This window comes from Microbulbifer salipaludis (assembly GCF_017303155.1).
GTDB lineage: Bacteria > Pseudomonadota > Gammaproteobacteria > Pseudomonadales > Cellvibrionaceae > Microbulbifer > Microbulbifer salipaludis.
On the sequence record NZ_JAEKJR010000002.1, the window covers coordinates 976064 to 992423 of the forward strand.

Genomic DNA, 16360 nt, shown 5'->3' on the forward strand with positions numbered 1-16360 from the left:
CGCCACTGCTCGTCACCACGGTGGGCGACGCGAACTACCCCCGCGCTTTCTTTACCCGCGCACTGGTAATCATCTTGTCCGAGACTTCCACAATTTCGATCAGGTAGTCCTGGATATACAGGCTGATGTTGCCCTCGGGGATGCTTTCGAGGTGCTCCATGATCAAGCCATTGAACGTCTTGGGGCCGTCGGTGGGCAGGTGCCAGTGCAGGGTGCGATTGATCTCGCGGATTGATGTGCCGCCATCGACCAGGTACCAGCCATTTTCCTGCTCGATTATTTCTTCATCATCGCTGGGTACAGGGCTCGCGGTAAAGTCGCCGACGATTTCTTCCAGCAGGTCTTCCAGCGTCACGATGCCCATCACCTCGCCGTACTCGTCAACGACCAGTCCCATGCGCCGCTTCTTCTGCTGGAAATTCATCAGCAGGGTTGGCAGGGGAGTGGCTTCGGGGACGAAGTAGGGTTCGTTCAGGTGGGACTTCAGTGTCTCCGCGGTGAGTTCCTCCGGGCCGTCGCGCAGGATTTGCGCGGCGCGGCGCAGGTGCAATATGCCGACCACCTGGTTGATGTCGCCGCGGTAGACCGGCAGGCGGGTAAAGCTGCTTTCCGCCAGTTGCTGCAGGATTTCTTCAGCGGAGTGGTCCAGGTCGACGCCAATCACTTCGTTGCGGGGGATCATGATGTCCTCCACGGTGGCCTGATCCAGATCCAGCACATTGAGCAGCATGCCTTTGTGCTTGGTGGGCAGCAGTGCACCGGATTCGAACACTACCGAGCGGAGTTCCTCCGGGGCCAGATGTTCCGCTTCTGACTCTTTGCCTGCCTCAACGCCTACGAGTCGTGCCAGTGCGTTGGAAACACTGCCTACCAGCCACACAAAAGGCGACAGAAGCCACAGTAGGGGGCGCAGTATCACGCTGGCGGGGAAGGCGATTTTTTCCGGGTGCAACGCAGCAATGGTCTTTGGGGTCACTTCTGCAAAGACCAGCACAATCACTGTGAGTGCGGCGGTGGCATACCAGACCCCGGCTTCTCCGTACAGCCGGGTAAACACCGCGCCGGCGATCACGGACGCCAGGATGTTGACCATGTTGTTGCCGATCAGGATGACACCAATCAGCTTGTCCGGGCGCGCGAGCAGCTCCATGGCACGCTTGGCACCGCGATGCCCGCTTTTTGCCTGGTGGCGCAAGCGATAGCGGTTCAGCGCCATCATGCTGGTTTCGGAGCTGGAGAAGAAGGCGGAAATGACTATCAGCAGGCCTATTAATCCAAATAACAGGCCGGGGGGCAGGTCGTTCAAGGGGAAGCTCTTTCTATTGAATCAGGGCGATAGTGGAACAGTTCTGTGTATGCCGCAAGTCGGTTGGCTTAACCGCGGGGCAAAATGACTTCCAGCGCCAGTTTACTGCCGAAAAAGGCGAGCATCAGAATGGCGAACGCAGACAGGGTCCAGCGCACCGCCGTGTTGCCCCGCCAGCCTTTTTTCCAGTGACCCCAGAGCAGGATGCTGTACAGGATCCAGGCGAGGATGGACAGCGCGGTCTTGTGTACCAGCTGCTGGCCAAACAGGTCGTCCACAAACAGCGCCCCGGTAACCAGTGAGGCGGTGAGCAGCAGTTGGCCGAAGGCAATCAGGGCGAACAGCAGGCTCTCCATGGTCTGCAGCGGTGGCAGCAGACGGCTGATACCGGATGGGCGGTGGTTGTGGAGCTGCTGGTTGAGCCAGTAAAGATAGATGGCCTGCAGGGTGGCCAGGGTCAGCAGGGCATAGGCTGAGATTGAGAAGAGCGCGTGCGCCGCGATTCCTGGGGTCAGGTCTGTGAGCGGTGGTGCGCCGCCCCAGGCGTGCACCGCAGCCAGTTGCGAAAGTGCGGCGAGCGGTGCGATAGCCAATATCAGCAGGGTAAGACGGTGTTTGAGCGAGAGGAATAACAGCACCAGCGCTACGGAGCAGGTGACCAGAGACAGCATGGCCAGCAGGTCGAAGCGGAAGCCGTCGTTCGCCACCAGAATGTATTCCAGGGCAATGACATGGGCCGCGACAGCGCAGCCGAACATCCCCAGCAGCAAGGGCTGGAGTCGCGCCAGCGGTTGGCGAGACAGGCTGAGAGCCGCTACTAATGTAGTGGCCAGATAGAGTGCAATTGCCGTCCAGTGGGCGAAGGCCGCCATTGGGTGATTCCGTCTTGCTGATTCTTATGGGTCCGGGCCGGCAGTGTGTCACAGCGCGCCTGTGCTGGAAAGCCCGCCTGGGCTATACTGCCGCGTTTTTGGGGAACCGGTCTTGATCGGTCCGCCGCGGCTTTTACGATTTGAGAAGGTGATATGTTCGATAACCTGAGCGACCGTCTGTCGTTAGCACTGAAAAAAGTCACAGGTAAAGCGCGCCTGACGGATGACAATATCCGCGATACCTTGCGTGAAGTGCGCAAGGCGCTGCTGGAGGCGGATGTTGCGCTGCCCGTAGTGAAGGCATTTGTGCAGCAGGTGCGTACTGCGGCGGTGGGCCAGAAGGTCAGCAAAGCGCTGAATCCGGGGCAGCAGTTCGTCAAGATTGTGCAGGACGAGCTGGTCAAGGTGATGGGCGAGGCTGCCACGCCCCTGAATCTGGCGGTGCAGCCGCCGGCGGTCATTCTTATGGCGGGCCTGCAGGGTGCGGGTAAAACCACCAGTGTGGCCAAGCTCGCCAAGTATCTGCAGGAGCGGGAAAAGAAAAAAGTCATGGTGGTCAGTGCGGACGTCTACCGCCCCGCGGCCATCAAGCAGCTGGAAACCCTGGCGGGGGAGGTGGGTGCACTGTTTTACCCCTCCGAGGCGGATCAGAAGCCGGTGGACATCGCCAAGGGCGCCATGGATGCCGCGCGCAAGCAGTTCGCAGATGTGCTGATTGTGGATACTGCCGGCCGCTTGCATATCGATGACCAGCTGATGGACGAGATTCGCGAACTCCACGCGGTACTGGATCCGGCAGAGACTCTGTTCGTCATCGACGCCATGATTGGTCAAGACGCCGTAAATACGGCCAGTGCCTTCAATGATGCACTGCCGCTGACCGGTGTGGTGCTGACCAAGGCGGATGGTGATGCCCGCGGTGGTGCCGCGCTTTCGGTGCGTCATGTGACCGGCAAACCGATCAAGTTTATCGGGGTTGGCGAAAAGACCGATGCGCTGGAGACCTTCCATCCCGACCGTATCGCCTCCCGTATTCTCGGCATGGGCGATATTCTCTCCCTGATCGAGCAGGCCGAGCAGACGATCGACAAGTCCAAGGCCGAAAAACTGGTCAAAAAGGTCCAGAAGGGCAAGGGCTTTGATCTCGAAGACCTGCGCGACCAGTTGCAGCAGATGCAGAATATGGGTGGCCTCGGCGCCCTGATGGACAAGATGCCGGGCATGGGCGGGCTCGCCCAGGCCGCACAGCAGGCGGATATGGGTAAAGAATTCCGTCGTATGGATGCCCTGATCAGCTCCATGACACCGGATGAGCGCCGCAACCCGGAACTGCTCAATGGCTCCCGCAAGCGCCGCATTACCGCAGGCTCCGGCACGCAGATTCAGGATCTGAATCGTCTGCTCAAGCAGCACAAGCAAATGGGCAAGATGATGAAAAAGCTCAAGGGTGGCGGCATGAGCAAAATGATGCGTGGCCTCGGTGGCCTTCCCGGTATGGGGGGCGGTGCCGGTGGCCCCGGTGGGCTGGGCGGAATGCCCGGCGGCCTGCCGCCGGGATTCCGCAAGAAATAGCCCATCCACGGCACAGTGTCTGGCGGCTCTATTCGCTGCTATACAAACCGGAAACGGTACATTAGAATACGCCGCCTTTCAGTTGGCCCCTGGCCGCTGAGTGTTGATTTAAAAGCAGATTTTGTCGTGACGTTCTGTTGCGACAAATTCTGAAATACCGCCGTGAGGCGGGATATGCCGGTTGCAAAGGGTGACCGGTGAGTGTTGAAACTACAGGATAGCTACATGGTAACCATTCGTTTGGCTCGTGGCGGTGCAAAGAAGCGCCCGTTTTATCACCTGACTGTGACTGACAGCCGCAAATCCCGCGACGGTCGTTTCATTGAGCGTGTTGGCTTCTTCAACCCGGTAGCCCGTGGTCAGGAAGAGCGTCTGCGTGTTGATCGCGAGCGCGTTGAGTTCTGGGTAGGCCAGGGCGCACAGGTTTCTGATCGCGTCAGCAAACTGCTGAAAGAATCTGCCTGATCTTTTATTGCCCAATAGTCTGTATTCCGGGGTATCTCTGTGGTTGAGCAATCGGTAGTTGGTGAAGACCTGGTTACCGTCGGGCGTATCACCACAGTGTACGGGGTGCGCGGTTGGGTAAAGGTGCATTCCTTTACCGAGCCGATGGACAATATCCTGCAGTTCTCCCGCTGGTGGCTTGAGCCCGCCGGTGCAGGTAGCAAGCAGGATGCAGGGCAGTGGCAGTCTCTCGATATCGACGACGGCAAGCGCCACGGCAAAGGCCTGATCGTTCATATCAAAGGTGTAGAGGACCGCGACCTCGCGGCCCAGTTCTGCCAGAGAGATATTGCGGTTGCGCGCAGTGAAATGCCGCAGCTAGAAGAAGGTGAATATTATTGGCATCAGCTGCAGGGACTGCAGGTGGTCAGCCAGTTTGAAGGTCGTGAATTTCGTTTCGGCGAAGTGGTGCGGCTGATGGAGACCGGCGCCAACGATGTCATGGTGGTGCGTGGTGGGGACGACGGGCGCGAGCGCCTGATTCCGTACTTGCCCGGTGAATACATCACCAACGTTGATCTGGACGCGGGTCAGATAACCGTCGATTGGGACCCTGAGTTCTGATGACGGCTGAGCGTGTCATTAAGCCCAGGCGTGTGGCCCTGGTAAGTATCTTTCCCGAGATGTTTGCCGCACTGACCGAATACGGTATCAGTGGGCGAGCGGTGAAAGATGGCTTGCTGGAGGTGCGCTGCTGGAATCCCCGGGATTTCACCAGCGACCGGCATCGTACGGTGGACGATCGCCCTTACGGCGGTGGCCCCGGGATGGTGATGCTGGCGGAGCCGCTCACCCAGGCACTGCGCGAGGCGCGCAACTGGGCGGAGGAGTCTGGTCCTGCGCGGTCTATTTACCTGTCACCCCAAGGGCGACAGTTGGATCAGGCCGGTGTGGAAAGCCTCGCCCAGAGTGGCAACCTGGTCATGTTGGCCGGGCGCTACGAGGGCGTTGATGAGCGTGTGGTGGAGTCTCTGATTGATGAAGAGTGGTCAATCGGGGATTACGTCCTGAGTGGTGGCGAGCTCGCTGCCATGGTGCTGGTAGACGCGGTAACGCGGCTGATACCGGGCGCGCTGGGACACGATCAGTCGGCGGTGGAGGACTCCTTCGCCCAAGGGCTGCTCGACTGTCCACATTACACTCGCCCTGAAGACTATCAGGGCAGCCGGGTGCCGGAAGTTCTGCTTTCTGGCAACCATGAAAAGATACGTCGCTGGCGCCTCAAGCAGGCCTTGGGGCGCACGCAGCAGCGCAGGCCGGACCTTCTGGAAAAGCTGGCGCTGACCCCGGAGCAGACGCAACTGCTGGAAGAATTCCTGCAGGAGCCGTCGGCCGGGAAAAAGCATTAATATCGGATTCGCCGTGAGGCGAGAGTAATCCGGTGATCTAGCCGTGAGGCTACACAAAACCCTTTTGGAGAACTCCAAATGACCAACAAAATCATCCAGCAGCTGGAAACCGAACAGCTCAAAGCCGAACTGCCTGAGTTTGCCCCGGGCGATACCATTATCGTTCAGGTAAAGGTAAAAGAAGGTAACCGTGAGCGTCTGCAGGCGTTTGAAGGTGTGGTAATTGGCAAGCGTAACCGCGGCCTGAACTCTTCCTTCACCGTACGTAAAATCTCTCACGGTGTAGGCGTTGAGCGTACTTTCCAGACTCACAGCCCGCTGGTAGACAGCATTTCTGTGAAGCGTCGCGGTGACGTTCGCCAGGCCAAACTGTACTACCTGCGCAACCTGACTGGTAAAGCGGCACGTATCAAGGAAAAACTCGGCTGAGTTTCTTCTTGTACATAAAAAAACCGGAGCTTGTCTCCGGTTTTTTTGTGCCCGTAAAACACGTGATCCCGCGCCCTGTGATTTAATGGGGCAATGAATGTTTTTCCCGATGCACAACAATTGATTGGCAGCTGGCTGGATATGCTGTGGGCCGAGCGCGGCGTGAGTGAGCATACCCGCGCCGCCTACGGGCGCGATCTGAAAGGCTTTGCGTCCTACAGTGCGCAGGTGGGCAAGCATCTCGGCCAGGTAGCCAGGGAGGATGTGTTGGCCTATCTCGGAGCGCGCCACGCTGCCGGTCACTCGGCCCGCTCCAGTGCCCGTGCGCTGGCGGCACTGCGTAGCTTCTACCGCCACTGTCTGCGTCAGCGGCTTATTGATCACGACCCGGTTGCGTTGATCGACAATCCCAAGGTGCCCAAGCCCTTGCCGAAGTCGTTGTCTGAGGCGGATGTGGAGGCGTTGCTGGATGCCCCTGACACGGATACACCCATCGGTCTGCGCGACCGCGCCATGTTCGAGCTGCTTTATGCCTGTGGCTTGCGAGTGAGTGAACTGGTGGAGCTCAGTATGTCCCAGCTGAACCTGCGTCAGGGCGTCGTGCGGGTGTTTGGCAAGGGCAGCAAGGAGCGTCTGGTGCCCATGGGGCGGGCTGCAGAGCGCTGGCTTGAGCGCTACCTGCGGTCAGCGCGGCCTCAGCTTCTGGCGATGGGGGAGAGCGATGCCTGCTTTCCGGGGCGTGCCGGCAAGGCAATGACCCGCCAGACCTTCTGGTATCGGATCAAGCACTGGGCCAAGGTGGCGGGCATTGAAAAGCCCTTGTCACCCCACACCCTGCGCCATGCCTTTGCCACGCACCTGCTGAACCACGGGGCCGATCTCCGGGTGGTGCAGCTGCTACTGGGCCACTCCGATCTTTCCACGACACAGATCTATACCGCGGTGGCGCGAGCCCGCCTGCAGGCTTTGCATGGGGAGCATCACCCCAGAGGGTGAGCTGTGCATGGCATTTATGCCCTGCCTGTAGTAAAACGCGCCTTGGCGATCCGCAAATAAACGATAAGTGCGATATAAGTGCCATACTGGCTTGAACCCCTAGCCGTAAAACGGGTCAGAAAATGACGAATAATCTGGAGCGAACCGAATCATGACATTTCTTGCCAAGCCACTTTCTGCTCTTGTTGCCGCAGTGTCTCTATTGGCGGGACACGCCGCATTCGCAGATGTGGATGCCGCTGTTGCCAAGCAGATCAAGGCCAAACTGGCCGCAGGCAACCCCCAGGCGACGTTCGGCGACGTACGCGAGAGCCCAATGCCGGGCCTGTATGAGGTGGACGTAAACGGCGGCAATGTTCTGTTCGTTTCCAAAGACGGTGGTCACTTTATCGCGGGCGATCTGTTTGAAGTGGGGCCGCAGAAAGTGGTCAATCTCTCCGAGCAGCGTCGCGGTCAGCATCGCTCGGAAGTGATGGGCCAGCAGAACCTGGACGATATGATCGTCTTTTCCCCCAAGGGCAAGCCAAAAGCACATATCTACGTGTTTACCGACGTGGACTGTGGTTATTGCCGCAAGCTGCACGACGATGTGCCCGAGCTGAATCGCCGCGGCATTGAAGTGCGCTATCTGGCGTTTCCCCGCGCCGGCCTGAATTCGGTCGGATACCGCAAGGTGGCTACGGCCTGGTGTGCGGACGATCCGAACAAGACCCTGACCGACCTGAAAAACCGCAAGAATGTGCCGCTCAAAGTCTGCAACAACAACCCGGTAGCCGCGCAGTACAAGCTGGGTAACGAGGTGATTGATGTGCGTGGCACACCCACCATCGTGATGGAAGATGGCACGGTCGTGCCGGGCTATCTGCCGCCGGAGACCCTGGTGAAGGCACTGGGTATCTGACCTTTAGCGGAACCCCGATCCCTGAAAAGCCGGCAACTGCCGGCTTTTTCTTTTTAAGGTTGCCGGGCAGGGTAAGGGGTTGGCCTGCAGGGGGGTGGGTTGCGTTGGCGATTGTTTAACCGCTCTGCGCAATTTTATTGACAATTTCCCCCTGATCTCAGTAAGGTTGTCGAGCTTTTTTTGATTTTAACGCCAGTTATTGCGCCGTGTTCCATAGAGTCATGCGCGGAGGGAAGTTGTGAGCGCATTCGCCGACGAAGCCACCAAGAGAGCCCCTGAGGTTGTAGAAAACGCTAATGCCGCCGGCGCACTGCCCGCGGTCCGTATCGGGATTTGCGGGCTCGGTACCGTGGGTAGCGGTACCGTCAATGTGATGGCGCGCAACGGCGACGAGATTGCCGCGCGCTGCGGACGCCCGGTGGAGATTATCCAGGTGGGGGCCCGCCGGGATAATGCCGATTGCGACATGACGGCACTGAATGTCACCCGCGAAATCTTCGATGTGGCCAATAACCCCGATGTGGATGTACTGGTCGAGCTCATCGGCGGTACCACCGTGGCCCGTGAGCTGGTGCTCACAGCCATAGCCAACGGCAAGCACGTGGTCACCGCCAACAAGGCGCTGATTGCCGAGCACGGCAATGAACTGTTCGCCGCCGCGGCCGACAAGGGCGTCACCATCGCCTATGAAGCGGCCGTTGCTGGCGGTATCCCGATTATCAAATCCCTGCGCGAGGGGCTGGTTGGCAACCGCATCCAGTGGTTGGCGGGCATCATTAATGGCACCGGCAACTACATCCTGACCGAAATGCGTGAGAAAGGGCGCAGCTTCGACGAAGCGCTGGCCCAGGCGCAGGCGCTGGGTTACGCCGAGGCAGACCCGACATTTGATGTGGAGGGGATTGATGCAGCGCACAAGCTGGTGATCATGGCGTCCCTCGCCTTCGGCATGCCGCTGGCATTCGACAAGGTGTATACCGAGGGCATCAGCGGGGTTGCCAGGGAAGACATCCGCTACGCCGATGAGCTGGGCTATCGCATCAAGCACCTGGGTATCGCCCGGCGTACCAGTGAAGGAGTTGAGCTGCGGGTACACCCGACGCTGATTCCCCAGCGTCGCCTGATTGCCAATGTCAACGGGGTGATGAACGCGGTGCTGGTCAACGGCGATGCCGTGGGGCCGACCCTGTATTACGGTGCCGGCGCTGGTGCCGAGGCCACGGCCTCTGCGGTGATTGCGGATATTGTCGATGTGGCGCGGACTCTGAATGTGCGCCCCGACCAGCGTGTGCCGCTGGCGGGCGTCACCCAGGACAGCCAGGGCAACCTGGACGATGTGCTGCCCATGGCAGAAGCCGAGACCAGCTATTACATGCGTATCTCCGCGTTTGACAAGCCGGGGGTCATGTCCCAGGTGGCCAAAATTTGCAGCGATCAGGGCATCAGCATTGAGGCTTTGATTCAGCATGAGCCGGCAGAAGATGAGGAGCTTGTGCCAGTGGTGCTGCTCACCAGTCGCGCCCGCGAAGCGCAGCTGCAGGAAGCCGTCAATCAGATCGAAGCCCTGGACAGCATTCAGGGGCCGGTTGTGCGCATTCGCGTAGAGCCTCTGGGCTGATTCCCTGAAGTGCGCCCGTTCGCCGGGCGATGAGCGTGAAGAGGGTGCCGGTCACCCGCTTCACGTGTCCTTGATATTCTCCAAGCCTTTAAAAACCCAGTCAGTAGAAACCAAGCCAGTAGCTATAACGTGAAATTTGTCAGCACCCGCGGCCGCGCGCCCTCTCTCAGTTTTGCCGATACCGTCCTTACCGGCCTCGCCAGTGATGGCGGCCTGTATGTCCCTGAAAGCCTGCCACAGTTCAGCCGTGAAGAAATTGCCGAGATGGCCGGGCTGGATTACCAGGAACTGGCTTTTCGGATTATGTGGCCCTTCGTGCGCGAAGACCTGACCGAGGACGAGATGCGCGGAGCGATCGAGCGTGCCTACGCCAGCTTCCGCCACGACGCGATTGCGCCGCTGGTACAGACCGGTCACAACGAGTGGGTGCTGGAGCTGTTTCAGGGGCCAACCCTGGCATTCAAGGATTTCGCCCTGCAATTCCTCGGGCAGTTGTTTGACCTGCTGCTGAAAAAGCGCGGTGAAAAAGTGGTGGTTCTGGGGGCCACCTCCGGTGATACCGGCTCGGCGGCAATCGAAGGTTGTCGGCATTGTGAAAACATCGACATCTTCATTTTGCATCCGCACAACCGCGTGTCGGAGGTGCAGCGCAAACAGATGACCACCGTCCTGTCGGACAACGTGTACAACATCGCGCTGGAAGGTAATTTTGACGATTGCCAGAACATGGTGAAGGCCAGCTTTGCGGATCAGTCGTTTCTGCCCGATGGGCGCCGCCTGGTGGCGGTGAACTCCATCAACTGGGCGCGCATCATGGCCCAGATCGTGTATTACTTTTACGCGGCCCTGAGCCTCGGCGGTCCACACCGCCCGGTGAATTTTTCCGTACCCACCGGCAATTTTGGCGATATTTTTGCCGGCTATCTGGCCCGCGGTATGGGCTTGCCCATCAATCAGCTGGTCATTGCCACCAACGCCAACGATATTTTGCACCGCTGTATCAGTGACAACGACCACTCGCCCATGCCGCTGGTGCACAGCCTTTCGCCCAGCATGGATATCATGGTTTCCAGCAATTTTGAGCGCCTGCTGTTTGATCTCTATGACCGCAATGGTAGTGCTGTGGCCGAACTGTTGGCGGACCGCAGCGCACCGCTGAAACTGGATGAGGGCGTTCTGGACAGGGCTCGCACCCTGTTTGCTTCCGAGCGGGTGGGGGACGAGCGCACCGTGGAAGTGATTCGCGCAGTGTTCGAGTCCACCGAATACCTGCTGGATCCGCACACCGCCATTGGTGTCGAAGCCGCACGCCGCGCGCGCAAGTCCAGTGCCGAACCCATGGTCTGCCTGGCTACCGCGCACCCGGCCAAGTTCAGCGAAGCGGTGGACAAGGCGCTGCCGGGTACCTCTGTGCCGCTACCGCACCACATGCAAGACCTGCTGGAGCGGGAAGAGCGGATGCAAGTTCTGCCAAACGAGCTTTCTGCGGTACACGATTTTATCTCTCGCCAATTCGGCTGAGCCCGTTTTAGCCGTGGCCGGTCGGCGTTAGAATGGCGGTTCGCCGGTGGATACCGGCGGCCCAGGATTCCCCAAATCGATAGCGACCGGATGCGATGAAACCGATTATTCAACGGCGGCCAGTGGATTTGTCCTCTGGCCGTTTTACTTCCTCCACGCCGGAAATTCTCCAGCGGGTACTGCTGGGGCGCGGTGTGCGCAGCGACGACGAACTCGATCACCAGCTGACCCGCCTGCATAGCCCCACATCCATGCGCGGGGTGGAAGCCGCGGTAACGCTGCTGGTGGAGGCCGTGCGCAACCAGCACAAAATTCTCATCGTCGGTGACTTCGATGCTGATGGCGCTACCAGCAGTACCCTATCGGTACTGGCACTGGGTGCGCTGGGCGCCGGGGCGGTGGATTTTCTGGTGCCGAACCGCTTCGAGTTTGGCTACGGGCTGACCCCGGAAATCGTCGAAGTGGCGGGGGAATACAACCCGGATCTGCTGATTACGGTCGACAATGGTATCAGCAGTATTGAAGGCGTGGCAGCCGCCCGTGCCGCGGGCCTCAAGGTGATCGTGACCGACCACCACTTGCCCGGCAGTGAACTTCCCGATGCAGATGCCATCGTCAATCCCAACCAGCCCGACTGCGACTTTCCGAGCAAAAATCTCGCGGGCGTCGGGGTTATTTTTTACCTGCTCAGTCGGCTCAAGAGTGTGCTGCAAAAACAGGGCTGGTTTGCGGAGGTTGGCATACCGGTGCCGAACATGGCCGAGTACCTGGATCTGGTGGCGCTGGGCACCGTGGCCGATCTGGTGCCCCTGGATCACAACAATCGTGTGCTGGTGCATCAGGGGATCGCGCGTATCCGTGCGGGCCGCTGCCGCCCCGGTATTCAGGCGCTGATGGACGTCGCGGGCAGGGACCGCACCCGCCTTTCCACCACGGATATCGGCTTTATCCTTGGGCCGCGTATCAACGCTGCCGGTCGCCTGGATGATATCGGTACCGGTATTCGCTGCCTGCTGACGCCTGACCCCGAGGAAGCCCGGGAACTGGCCACGGAGCTGGACGGCCTCAACCGGGATCGCAAGGCTATTGAGGCGGGGATGCAGCGGGAGGCCATGGCCGCGCTGGAAAAACTGCAACTGGCCGAGGAGGGATTGCCCTGGAGCCTGTGTCTGTACGACAGCGCCTGGCACCAGGGGGTGGTCGGTATTCTTGCGAGTCGCATCAAGGAAAAGTTCCACCGCCCGGTGATTGCCTTTGCCGACGGCGACAATGGTCTGGTCAAGGGGTCGGCGCGCTCGATTCCCGGGTTACACATTCGCGACGCCCTGAGTGATGTTGCGGCCACCCATCCCCACTTGATCAGCAAATTCGGTGGTCACGCGATGGCGGCCGGCTTGAGTCTGCCGGCGGAGCATCTGGCCGCGTTCACCGACGCCTTTGAGCAGGCGGTGCGCGCGCGCCTCAACGCATCGCAATTGCAGGCGGTGATCGAAACCGATGGCGAGCTGCAGCCGCAGGAATTTTCCATGGAAACGGCGGCGCTGTTGCGCGCCTGTGCCCCCTGGGGCCAGGCCTTCCCGGAACCGGAATTTGATGGAGAGTTCCTGTTGCTGCAACAGCGCATTGTGGGCGAGCGCCACCTGAAGATGACCGTGGCTCCGGTGACGGCACCGCAACAGGCGATCGACGCCATTGCTTTCAACATTGATACGGACTTCTGGCCCGCCCAGGTGGACAGGGTCCAACTAGCGTTCAAGCTGGATATCAATGAATTTCGCGGGCGGCAGTCTCTGCAACTGATGGTCAGTCATATCCATCCGCTCTGAGTACCAGTGGGGATGTTCAATAATTTCATAATCGGTGGGCGCCCCGGGTGCGCCCGCGGTATCCGGTGAGTGGTATGAATCAAAAACAGGCGAGAGCCGAGCTTCTGTTATTGCTGGCCGCCCTTTTCTGGGGGCTGGCGTTTGTGCCGCAGAAGATTGCCATGGCGCATATTGAGCCGCTGGCATTCAATGCATGGCGTTTCTTTCTGGGCGGGCTTCTGCTAATTCCCATTGTTTACTGGCTGTCTTCGCGCCGTGACGTACAGCCCGGGGAGCTGGACGGTACGCCCGTTCACCATCGCTGGCGTAAATGTCTGCCGGGTGGTGCAGTACTGGGTTTCTGGCTGTTCCTCGGGGCCGCACTGCAGCAGGTGAGCTTGCTGTACACCACGGCGGGGCGGGCCGGGTTTATTACTGGTTTCTATCTGTTGCTGGTGCCAGTGATCGGCCTGTCCCTGGGGCACAAAACCAACCGCTGGACCTGGGCTGGGGTCGCCCTGGCTCTGGCGGGGCTGTACTGGCTGGCAGACTTTTCTGAAGAGGCGCAGTTGATCGGCGACCTGATGGTGTTCGCCAGTGCCTTTGTGTTTGCAATACAGGTGCTGTCTGCGGACTATCTGGTACATCGCTACGATGCACTGCGTCTGGCGGCAATCCAGTTTCTGGTGTGCGGGGTGCTGTCCGCGGTGGCTTCATTACTGGTGGAACAGCCCACACTACAGGCAGCGTGGGACGCGGCCTGGCCGATTGCGTACATGATGGTGTTCTCCACGGCTATCGCATTTACGTTCCAGTTATTGGGGCAGCGCAATGCGGCACCTTCCCACGCCACAGTGATCATGAGTCTGGAATCTGTATTTGCGGTGGCTGCGGGCTGGATGTTCCTGAATGAGATACTGAGTGGCACGGAGCTGATTGGCTGTGGCCTGATGCTCGCGGGCATGCTCGTCAGCCATTTTGGTAATCACCAGGGAACCCACCATTGATCGTGGGTGTAGGCGTTGGTGTACCCGTGATGGAGTTGGATTGAATGCTGGATTGGTCGCTGCTGGCACTGTTTGTGCCGACGTTTTTCTTTGTGTCGATTACGCCGGGTATGTGTATGACCCTGGCGCTCACCATGGGTATGGCGTTTGGTGTGCGCCGCACCCTGTGGATGATGTGGGGTGAGCTGTGCGGTGTGGCGCTGGTGGCCATTGCCGCGGTGGTGGGTATTGCCGCCTTTATGCTGCAGCATCCCACGGCGTTTCAGGTGTTCAAGTACTGCGGTGCTTTGTACCTTGCGTATCTCGGTGTACAGATGTGGCGCGCGCGCGGGCGGATGGTGTTAGTAGAGCCCTCCGCGGGCGAGCAGCCCGCCATCCCTGCACTGTCCCTGATGACCCAGGGATTTGTCACGGCCGTCGCCAATCCGAAAGGTTGGGCGTTTTTCATCGCCTTGCTGCCGCCGTTCATCAATCAGAGCAAACCGCTGCTTGCGCAGATGGCCGTGCTGCTGTGTATTATCCTGACGCTGGAGTTTATCTGCATGCTGATCTATGCCAGCGGTGGTCGCACCTTGAGCCGGTTGCTGACCAAGGGTGAGAATGTGCGCCTGATGAACCGGGTCGCCGGTACCCTCATGCTGGGCGTGGGAGGGTGGCTCGCGCTAAGCTGATCAGAGGGAACCCGGTCTGCCCGCTCAGATCGGGTGATAACGGCAACAAGGGAGAGAGTGTATGAGTCATGCCTGGTTACGAGCGATGTTTGCAGCGGTCCTAGTCCTGTCGATGGGCGGCTGCGATTCTTCGCAAAAAAATACCGCCGATACGCCGTCGACGGAAAAGGCACCGAATCAACCGGCAACAGAGGCATCCCCGGAAATGTCAGACGAGCAAGCGAGCGGGACGGATGCGGCACCTGCCGCACAGCAGGGCGGGCAGAGCCTGTGGGTCATGCAGCCCCGCGGTAACCGTCAGTGTGAGGGGGGAGGTCGCAGCCTGGAAGCCAGTGGTGCCGAGCTGGCGCAGAATGGTATCAAGGTGCAGGAGTCCCGTTGTGGTGTGCGCACAGATCGTATGTACCCCAGTGTTTGCGGGGGCGCGACCGGAGACCTGCTGATGCACCGGATTCCTGCGAGCTTCCTCGATGCCGCCCTGGAGCTCGGGTTTGACCCGGCCAAGCCCGGGCAGTACCAGTTTGTGGATTGCCCCCAGGTAGCGCCGCGCGCGCCCAGCGACCGCTAAGCGCGACAAGCCTTGCGGCTGATCGTGGTTTCAGAAGGCGGGGCTCCAGCCCGCCAGAATCCGGTCGCGGGTGTATTTCCTCGCTTCATCATCACCGAGCTGGCGTCGCTGAGGGTTAATGGCGGCGCCGGGGCCGTGGCTCTGGTACTCGAAAAAGCGCGCACTCTGCGGGAGAAATACCGTCGACTTGGTGCCATCGCGGCTGGTCCCGCGCATGGAAGCCCAGCCGTCAACGGTGATGTGATCATCCATAAAGGTGTTGATGAAAACCGCAGCCCCAATGGCATCCGGGTCCGCGTAACGACCGTCCGGAAAATCGGTTGTCGGGTGCCAGGGGCGTCCCAGCGGGGTCGAGTTTGCCGGTACACCCTGCGACTTCAATAGCCGGCAATTCAAAAAAACCAGCCCAAATTCCTTCCCGATATTGGTGCTCGGAGCCGTCACATACCCGACATCGGCACGCTCTGTGCCGCGCGGGCGGGTGACAATGTCACTGTCTTCAAACAGCGCCTGCCCCGCGCCAAAAATAAAGTCTACATTGCCCTCAATCACACTGTTCAGGAAGTAACTGCGTCCGCCCTGTACAAACAGAGTGTCCTGGTACCCGGCGAGGCGCACATTGCGAAACGCCGCACGGTCGCTACCGATACTGGTCTCAAGCGCAACCGCCTGGGTGCCGCGGATCTTGTCCGGGTGACCGCTGGGCAGCGCATCCGTGGCGAGAAAGTCAAAGCTGTTTTCAATGGTCAGGTTTTGTGCACTGAAATCCTCTGCGGCAACGGTGAGCGTTGCGGTAGCAAAGGTGCCCAGTGTTGCACCGGAGCCGGAGGCGCTGCCCGGTGCGGGCATTCCCGCGAAATCCCCGTAACTGAGGATTGTCTTGTCTCGGCCCGCGCCAATCAGGTGAATATTGGGTTTGTCGATGCGGATTTTTTCCAGATAGCGGCCTTCTGGTAAATAGATAGTAAACGGCGTGTTGGCCAGCGCCGGAGCGGCTGCGAGCGCCTGCGCGATACTGGAGTAGGCATTTTTTTGGGCATGCTCCGCAGAAGTACTGACAATGGCGTCATAGCCCCTTTCTTCAGGTGTTGCTGCTCCGGCAAGCAGGGGAATCAGCAGTACCGCCAGTTGCGCAGCCGCGCGCAACCGAGCGCGCGCCGTGGCCCGGATGGCGGGGAAGGCGTGTGTGAGGGGAGAAACCATACTTGTCGCTATCCTCGTCGCTATCATAGATGCGTTGC

16 protein-coding genes are annotated in these 16360 nt (G+C 59.7%); 13 read left to right on the forward strand and 3 right to left on the reverse strand.

The features are described from left to right. Positions 1–34: 34 nt before the first annotated feature. Positions 35–1306 carry an HlyC/CorC family transporter gene (locus JF535_RS09780; protein WP_207001633.1) on the reverse strand — a complete coding sequence of 424 codons (1272 nt, stop codon included), beginning with the start codon at positions 1304–1306 and terminating at the stop codon, positions 35–37. 68 nt (positions 1307–1374) lie between these two features. Beyond that, positions 1375–2178 carry a cytochrome C assembly family protein gene (locus tag JF535_RS09785; protein WP_207001641.1) on the reverse strand — a complete coding sequence of 268 codons (804 nt, stop codon included), beginning with the start codon at positions 2176–2178 and terminating at the stop codon, positions 1375–1377. Between the two features lie 153 nt (positions 2179–2331). Between JF535_RS09785 and ffh the strand changes: the two genes are divergently transcribed. The 13 genes from ffh to JF535_RS09850 all read left to right on the forward strand — a co-directional run bounded on the left by ffh (position 2332) and on the right by JF535_RS09850 (position 15119). Further along, complete coding sequence (gene ffh / locus JF535_RS09790) at positions 2332–3750, forward strand: signal recognition particle protein (RefSeq protein ID WP_207001643.1); 1419 nt, start codon at positions 2332–2334, stop codon at positions 3748–3750. A gap of 225 nt (positions 3751–3975) precedes the next feature. Continuing rightward, entirely contained in the window at positions 3976–4215 is a 240-nt protein-coding gene (rpsP, locus tag JF535_RS09795; protein ID WP_066965320.1) for a 30S ribosomal protein S16, read from the forward strand. 39 nt (positions 4216–4254) lie between these two features. Next, a complete protein-coding gene (gene rimM / locus JF535_RS09800) occupies positions 4255–4818 on the forward strand; it encodes a ribosome maturation factor RimM (protein ID WP_207001646.1) in 564 nt (187 codons plus the stop codon). Continuing rightward, a complete protein-coding gene (trmD, locus tag JF535_RS09805; protein WP_207001648.1) occupies positions 4818–5603 on the forward strand; it encodes a tRNA (guanosine(37)-N1)-methyltransferase TrmD in 786 nt (261 codons plus the stop codon). The genes rimM and trmD overlap by 1 nt, the downstream gene beginning before the upstream one ends. Before the next feature lie 78 nt (positions 5604–5681). Then, complete coding sequence (gene rplS, locus JF535_RS09810; RefSeq protein WP_207001651.1) at positions 5682–6032, forward strand: 50S ribosomal protein L19; 351 nt, start codon at positions 5682–5684, stop codon at positions 6030–6032. Positions 6033–6125: 93 nt separating this feature from the next. Continuing rightward, complete coding sequence (gene xerD, locus JF535_RS09815) at positions 6126–7028, forward strand: site-specific tyrosine recombinase XerD (RefSeq protein WP_207001653.1); 903 nt, start codon at positions 6126–6128, stop codon at positions 7026–7028. Positions 7029–7179: 151 nt separating this feature from the next. Then, on the forward strand, positions 7180–7929 hold the full coding sequence (locus JF535_RS09820) for a DsbC family protein (RefSeq protein ID WP_207001655.1): 750 nt from the start codon (positions 7180–7182) through the stop codon (positions 7927–7929). Between the two features lie 310 nt (positions 7930–8239). Then, positions 8240–9547, forward strand: coding sequence for a homoserine dehydrogenase (locus JF535_RS09825; protein ID WP_207003700.1), 1308 nt, complete (start codon positions 8240–8242; stop codon positions 9545–9547). Between the two features lie 129 nt (positions 9548–9676). After that, on the forward strand, positions 9677–11068 hold the full coding sequence (gene thrC / locus JF535_RS09830; RefSeq protein ID WP_207001657.1) for a threonine synthase: 1392 nt from the start codon (positions 9677–9679) through the stop codon (positions 11066–11068). Positions 11069–11163: 95 nt separating this feature from the next. Then, entirely contained in the window at positions 11164–12894 is a 1731-nt protein-coding gene (recJ, locus tag JF535_RS09835) for a single-stranded-DNA-specific exonuclease RecJ (protein WP_207001659.1), read from the forward strand. Positions 12895–12968: 74 nt separating this feature from the next. Further along, positions 12969–13880: a DMT family transporter gene (locus JF535_RS09840; protein ID WP_207001662.1), complete on the forward strand. Its 912-nt coding sequence runs from the start codon at positions 12969–12971 to the stop codon at positions 13878–13880. 44 nt (positions 13881–13924) lie between these two features. Continuing rightward, positions 13925–14551, forward strand: coding sequence for a LysE family translocator (locus JF535_RS09845; RefSeq protein WP_207001663.1), 627 nt, complete (start codon positions 13925–13927; stop codon positions 14549–14551). 205 nt (positions 14552–14756) lie between these two features. Continuing rightward, a complete protein-coding gene (locus tag JF535_RS09850; protein WP_207001665.1) occupies positions 14757–15119 on the forward strand; it encodes a hypothetical protein in 363 nt (120 codons plus the stop codon). Between the two features lie 30 nt (positions 15120–15149). On the opposite strand, the gene JF535_RS09855 is transcribed toward JF535_RS09850, so the two are convergent. Further along, on the reverse strand, positions 15150–16322 hold the full coding sequence (locus JF535_RS09855) for a pectinesterase family protein (protein WP_207001667.1): 1173 nt from the start codon (positions 16320–16322) through the stop codon (positions 15150–15152). Positions 16323–16360: the final 38 nt, after the last annotated feature.

Coding starts and splice junctions, on each gene's coding strand:
- recJ (WP_207001659.1), top strand. CDS start 11,164: ATGAAACCGATTATTCAACGGCGGCCAGTGGATTTGTCCTCTGGCCGT.
- xerD (WP_207001653.1), top strand. CDS start 6,126: ATGAATGTTTTTCCCGATGCACAACAATTGATTGGCAGCTGGCTGGAT.
- ffh (WP_207001643.1), top strand. CDS start 2,332: ATGTTCGATAACCTGAGCGACCGTCTGTCGTTAGCACTGAAAAAAGTC.
- JF535_RS09855 (WP_207001667.1), bottom strand. CDS start 16,322: ATGGTTTCTCCCCTCACACACGCCTTCCCCGCCATCCGGGCCACGGCG.
- rplS (WP_207001651.1), top strand. CDS start 5,682: ATGACCAACAAAATCATCCAGCAGCTGGAAACCGAACAGCTCAAAGCC.
- JF535_RS09850 (WP_207001665.1), top strand. CDS start 14,757: ATGTCAGACGAGCAAGCGAGCGGGACGGATGCGGCACCTGCCGCACAG.
- JF535_RS09785 (WP_207001641.1), bottom strand. CDS start 2,178: ATGGCGGCCTTCGCCCACTGGACGGCAATTGCACTCTATCTGGCCACT.
- JF535_RS09845 (WP_207001663.1), top strand. CDS start 13,925: ATGCTGGATTGGTCGCTGCTGGCACTGTTTGTGCCGACGTTTTTCTTT.
- JF535_RS09840 (WP_207001662.1), top strand. CDS start 12,969: ATGAATCAAAAACAGGCGAGAGCCGAGCTTCTGTTATTGCTGGCCGCC.
- rpsP (WP_066965320.1), top strand. CDS start 3,976: ATGGTAACCATTCGTTTGGCTCGTGGCGGTGCAAAGAAGCGCCCGTTT.
- JF535_RS09820 (WP_207001655.1), top strand. CDS start 7,180: ATGACATTTCTTGCCAAGCCACTTTCTGCTCTTGTTGCCGCAGTGTCT.
- trmD (WP_207001648.1), top strand. CDS start 4,818: ATGACGGCTGAGCGTGTCATTAAGCCCAGGCGTGTGGCCCTGGTAAGT.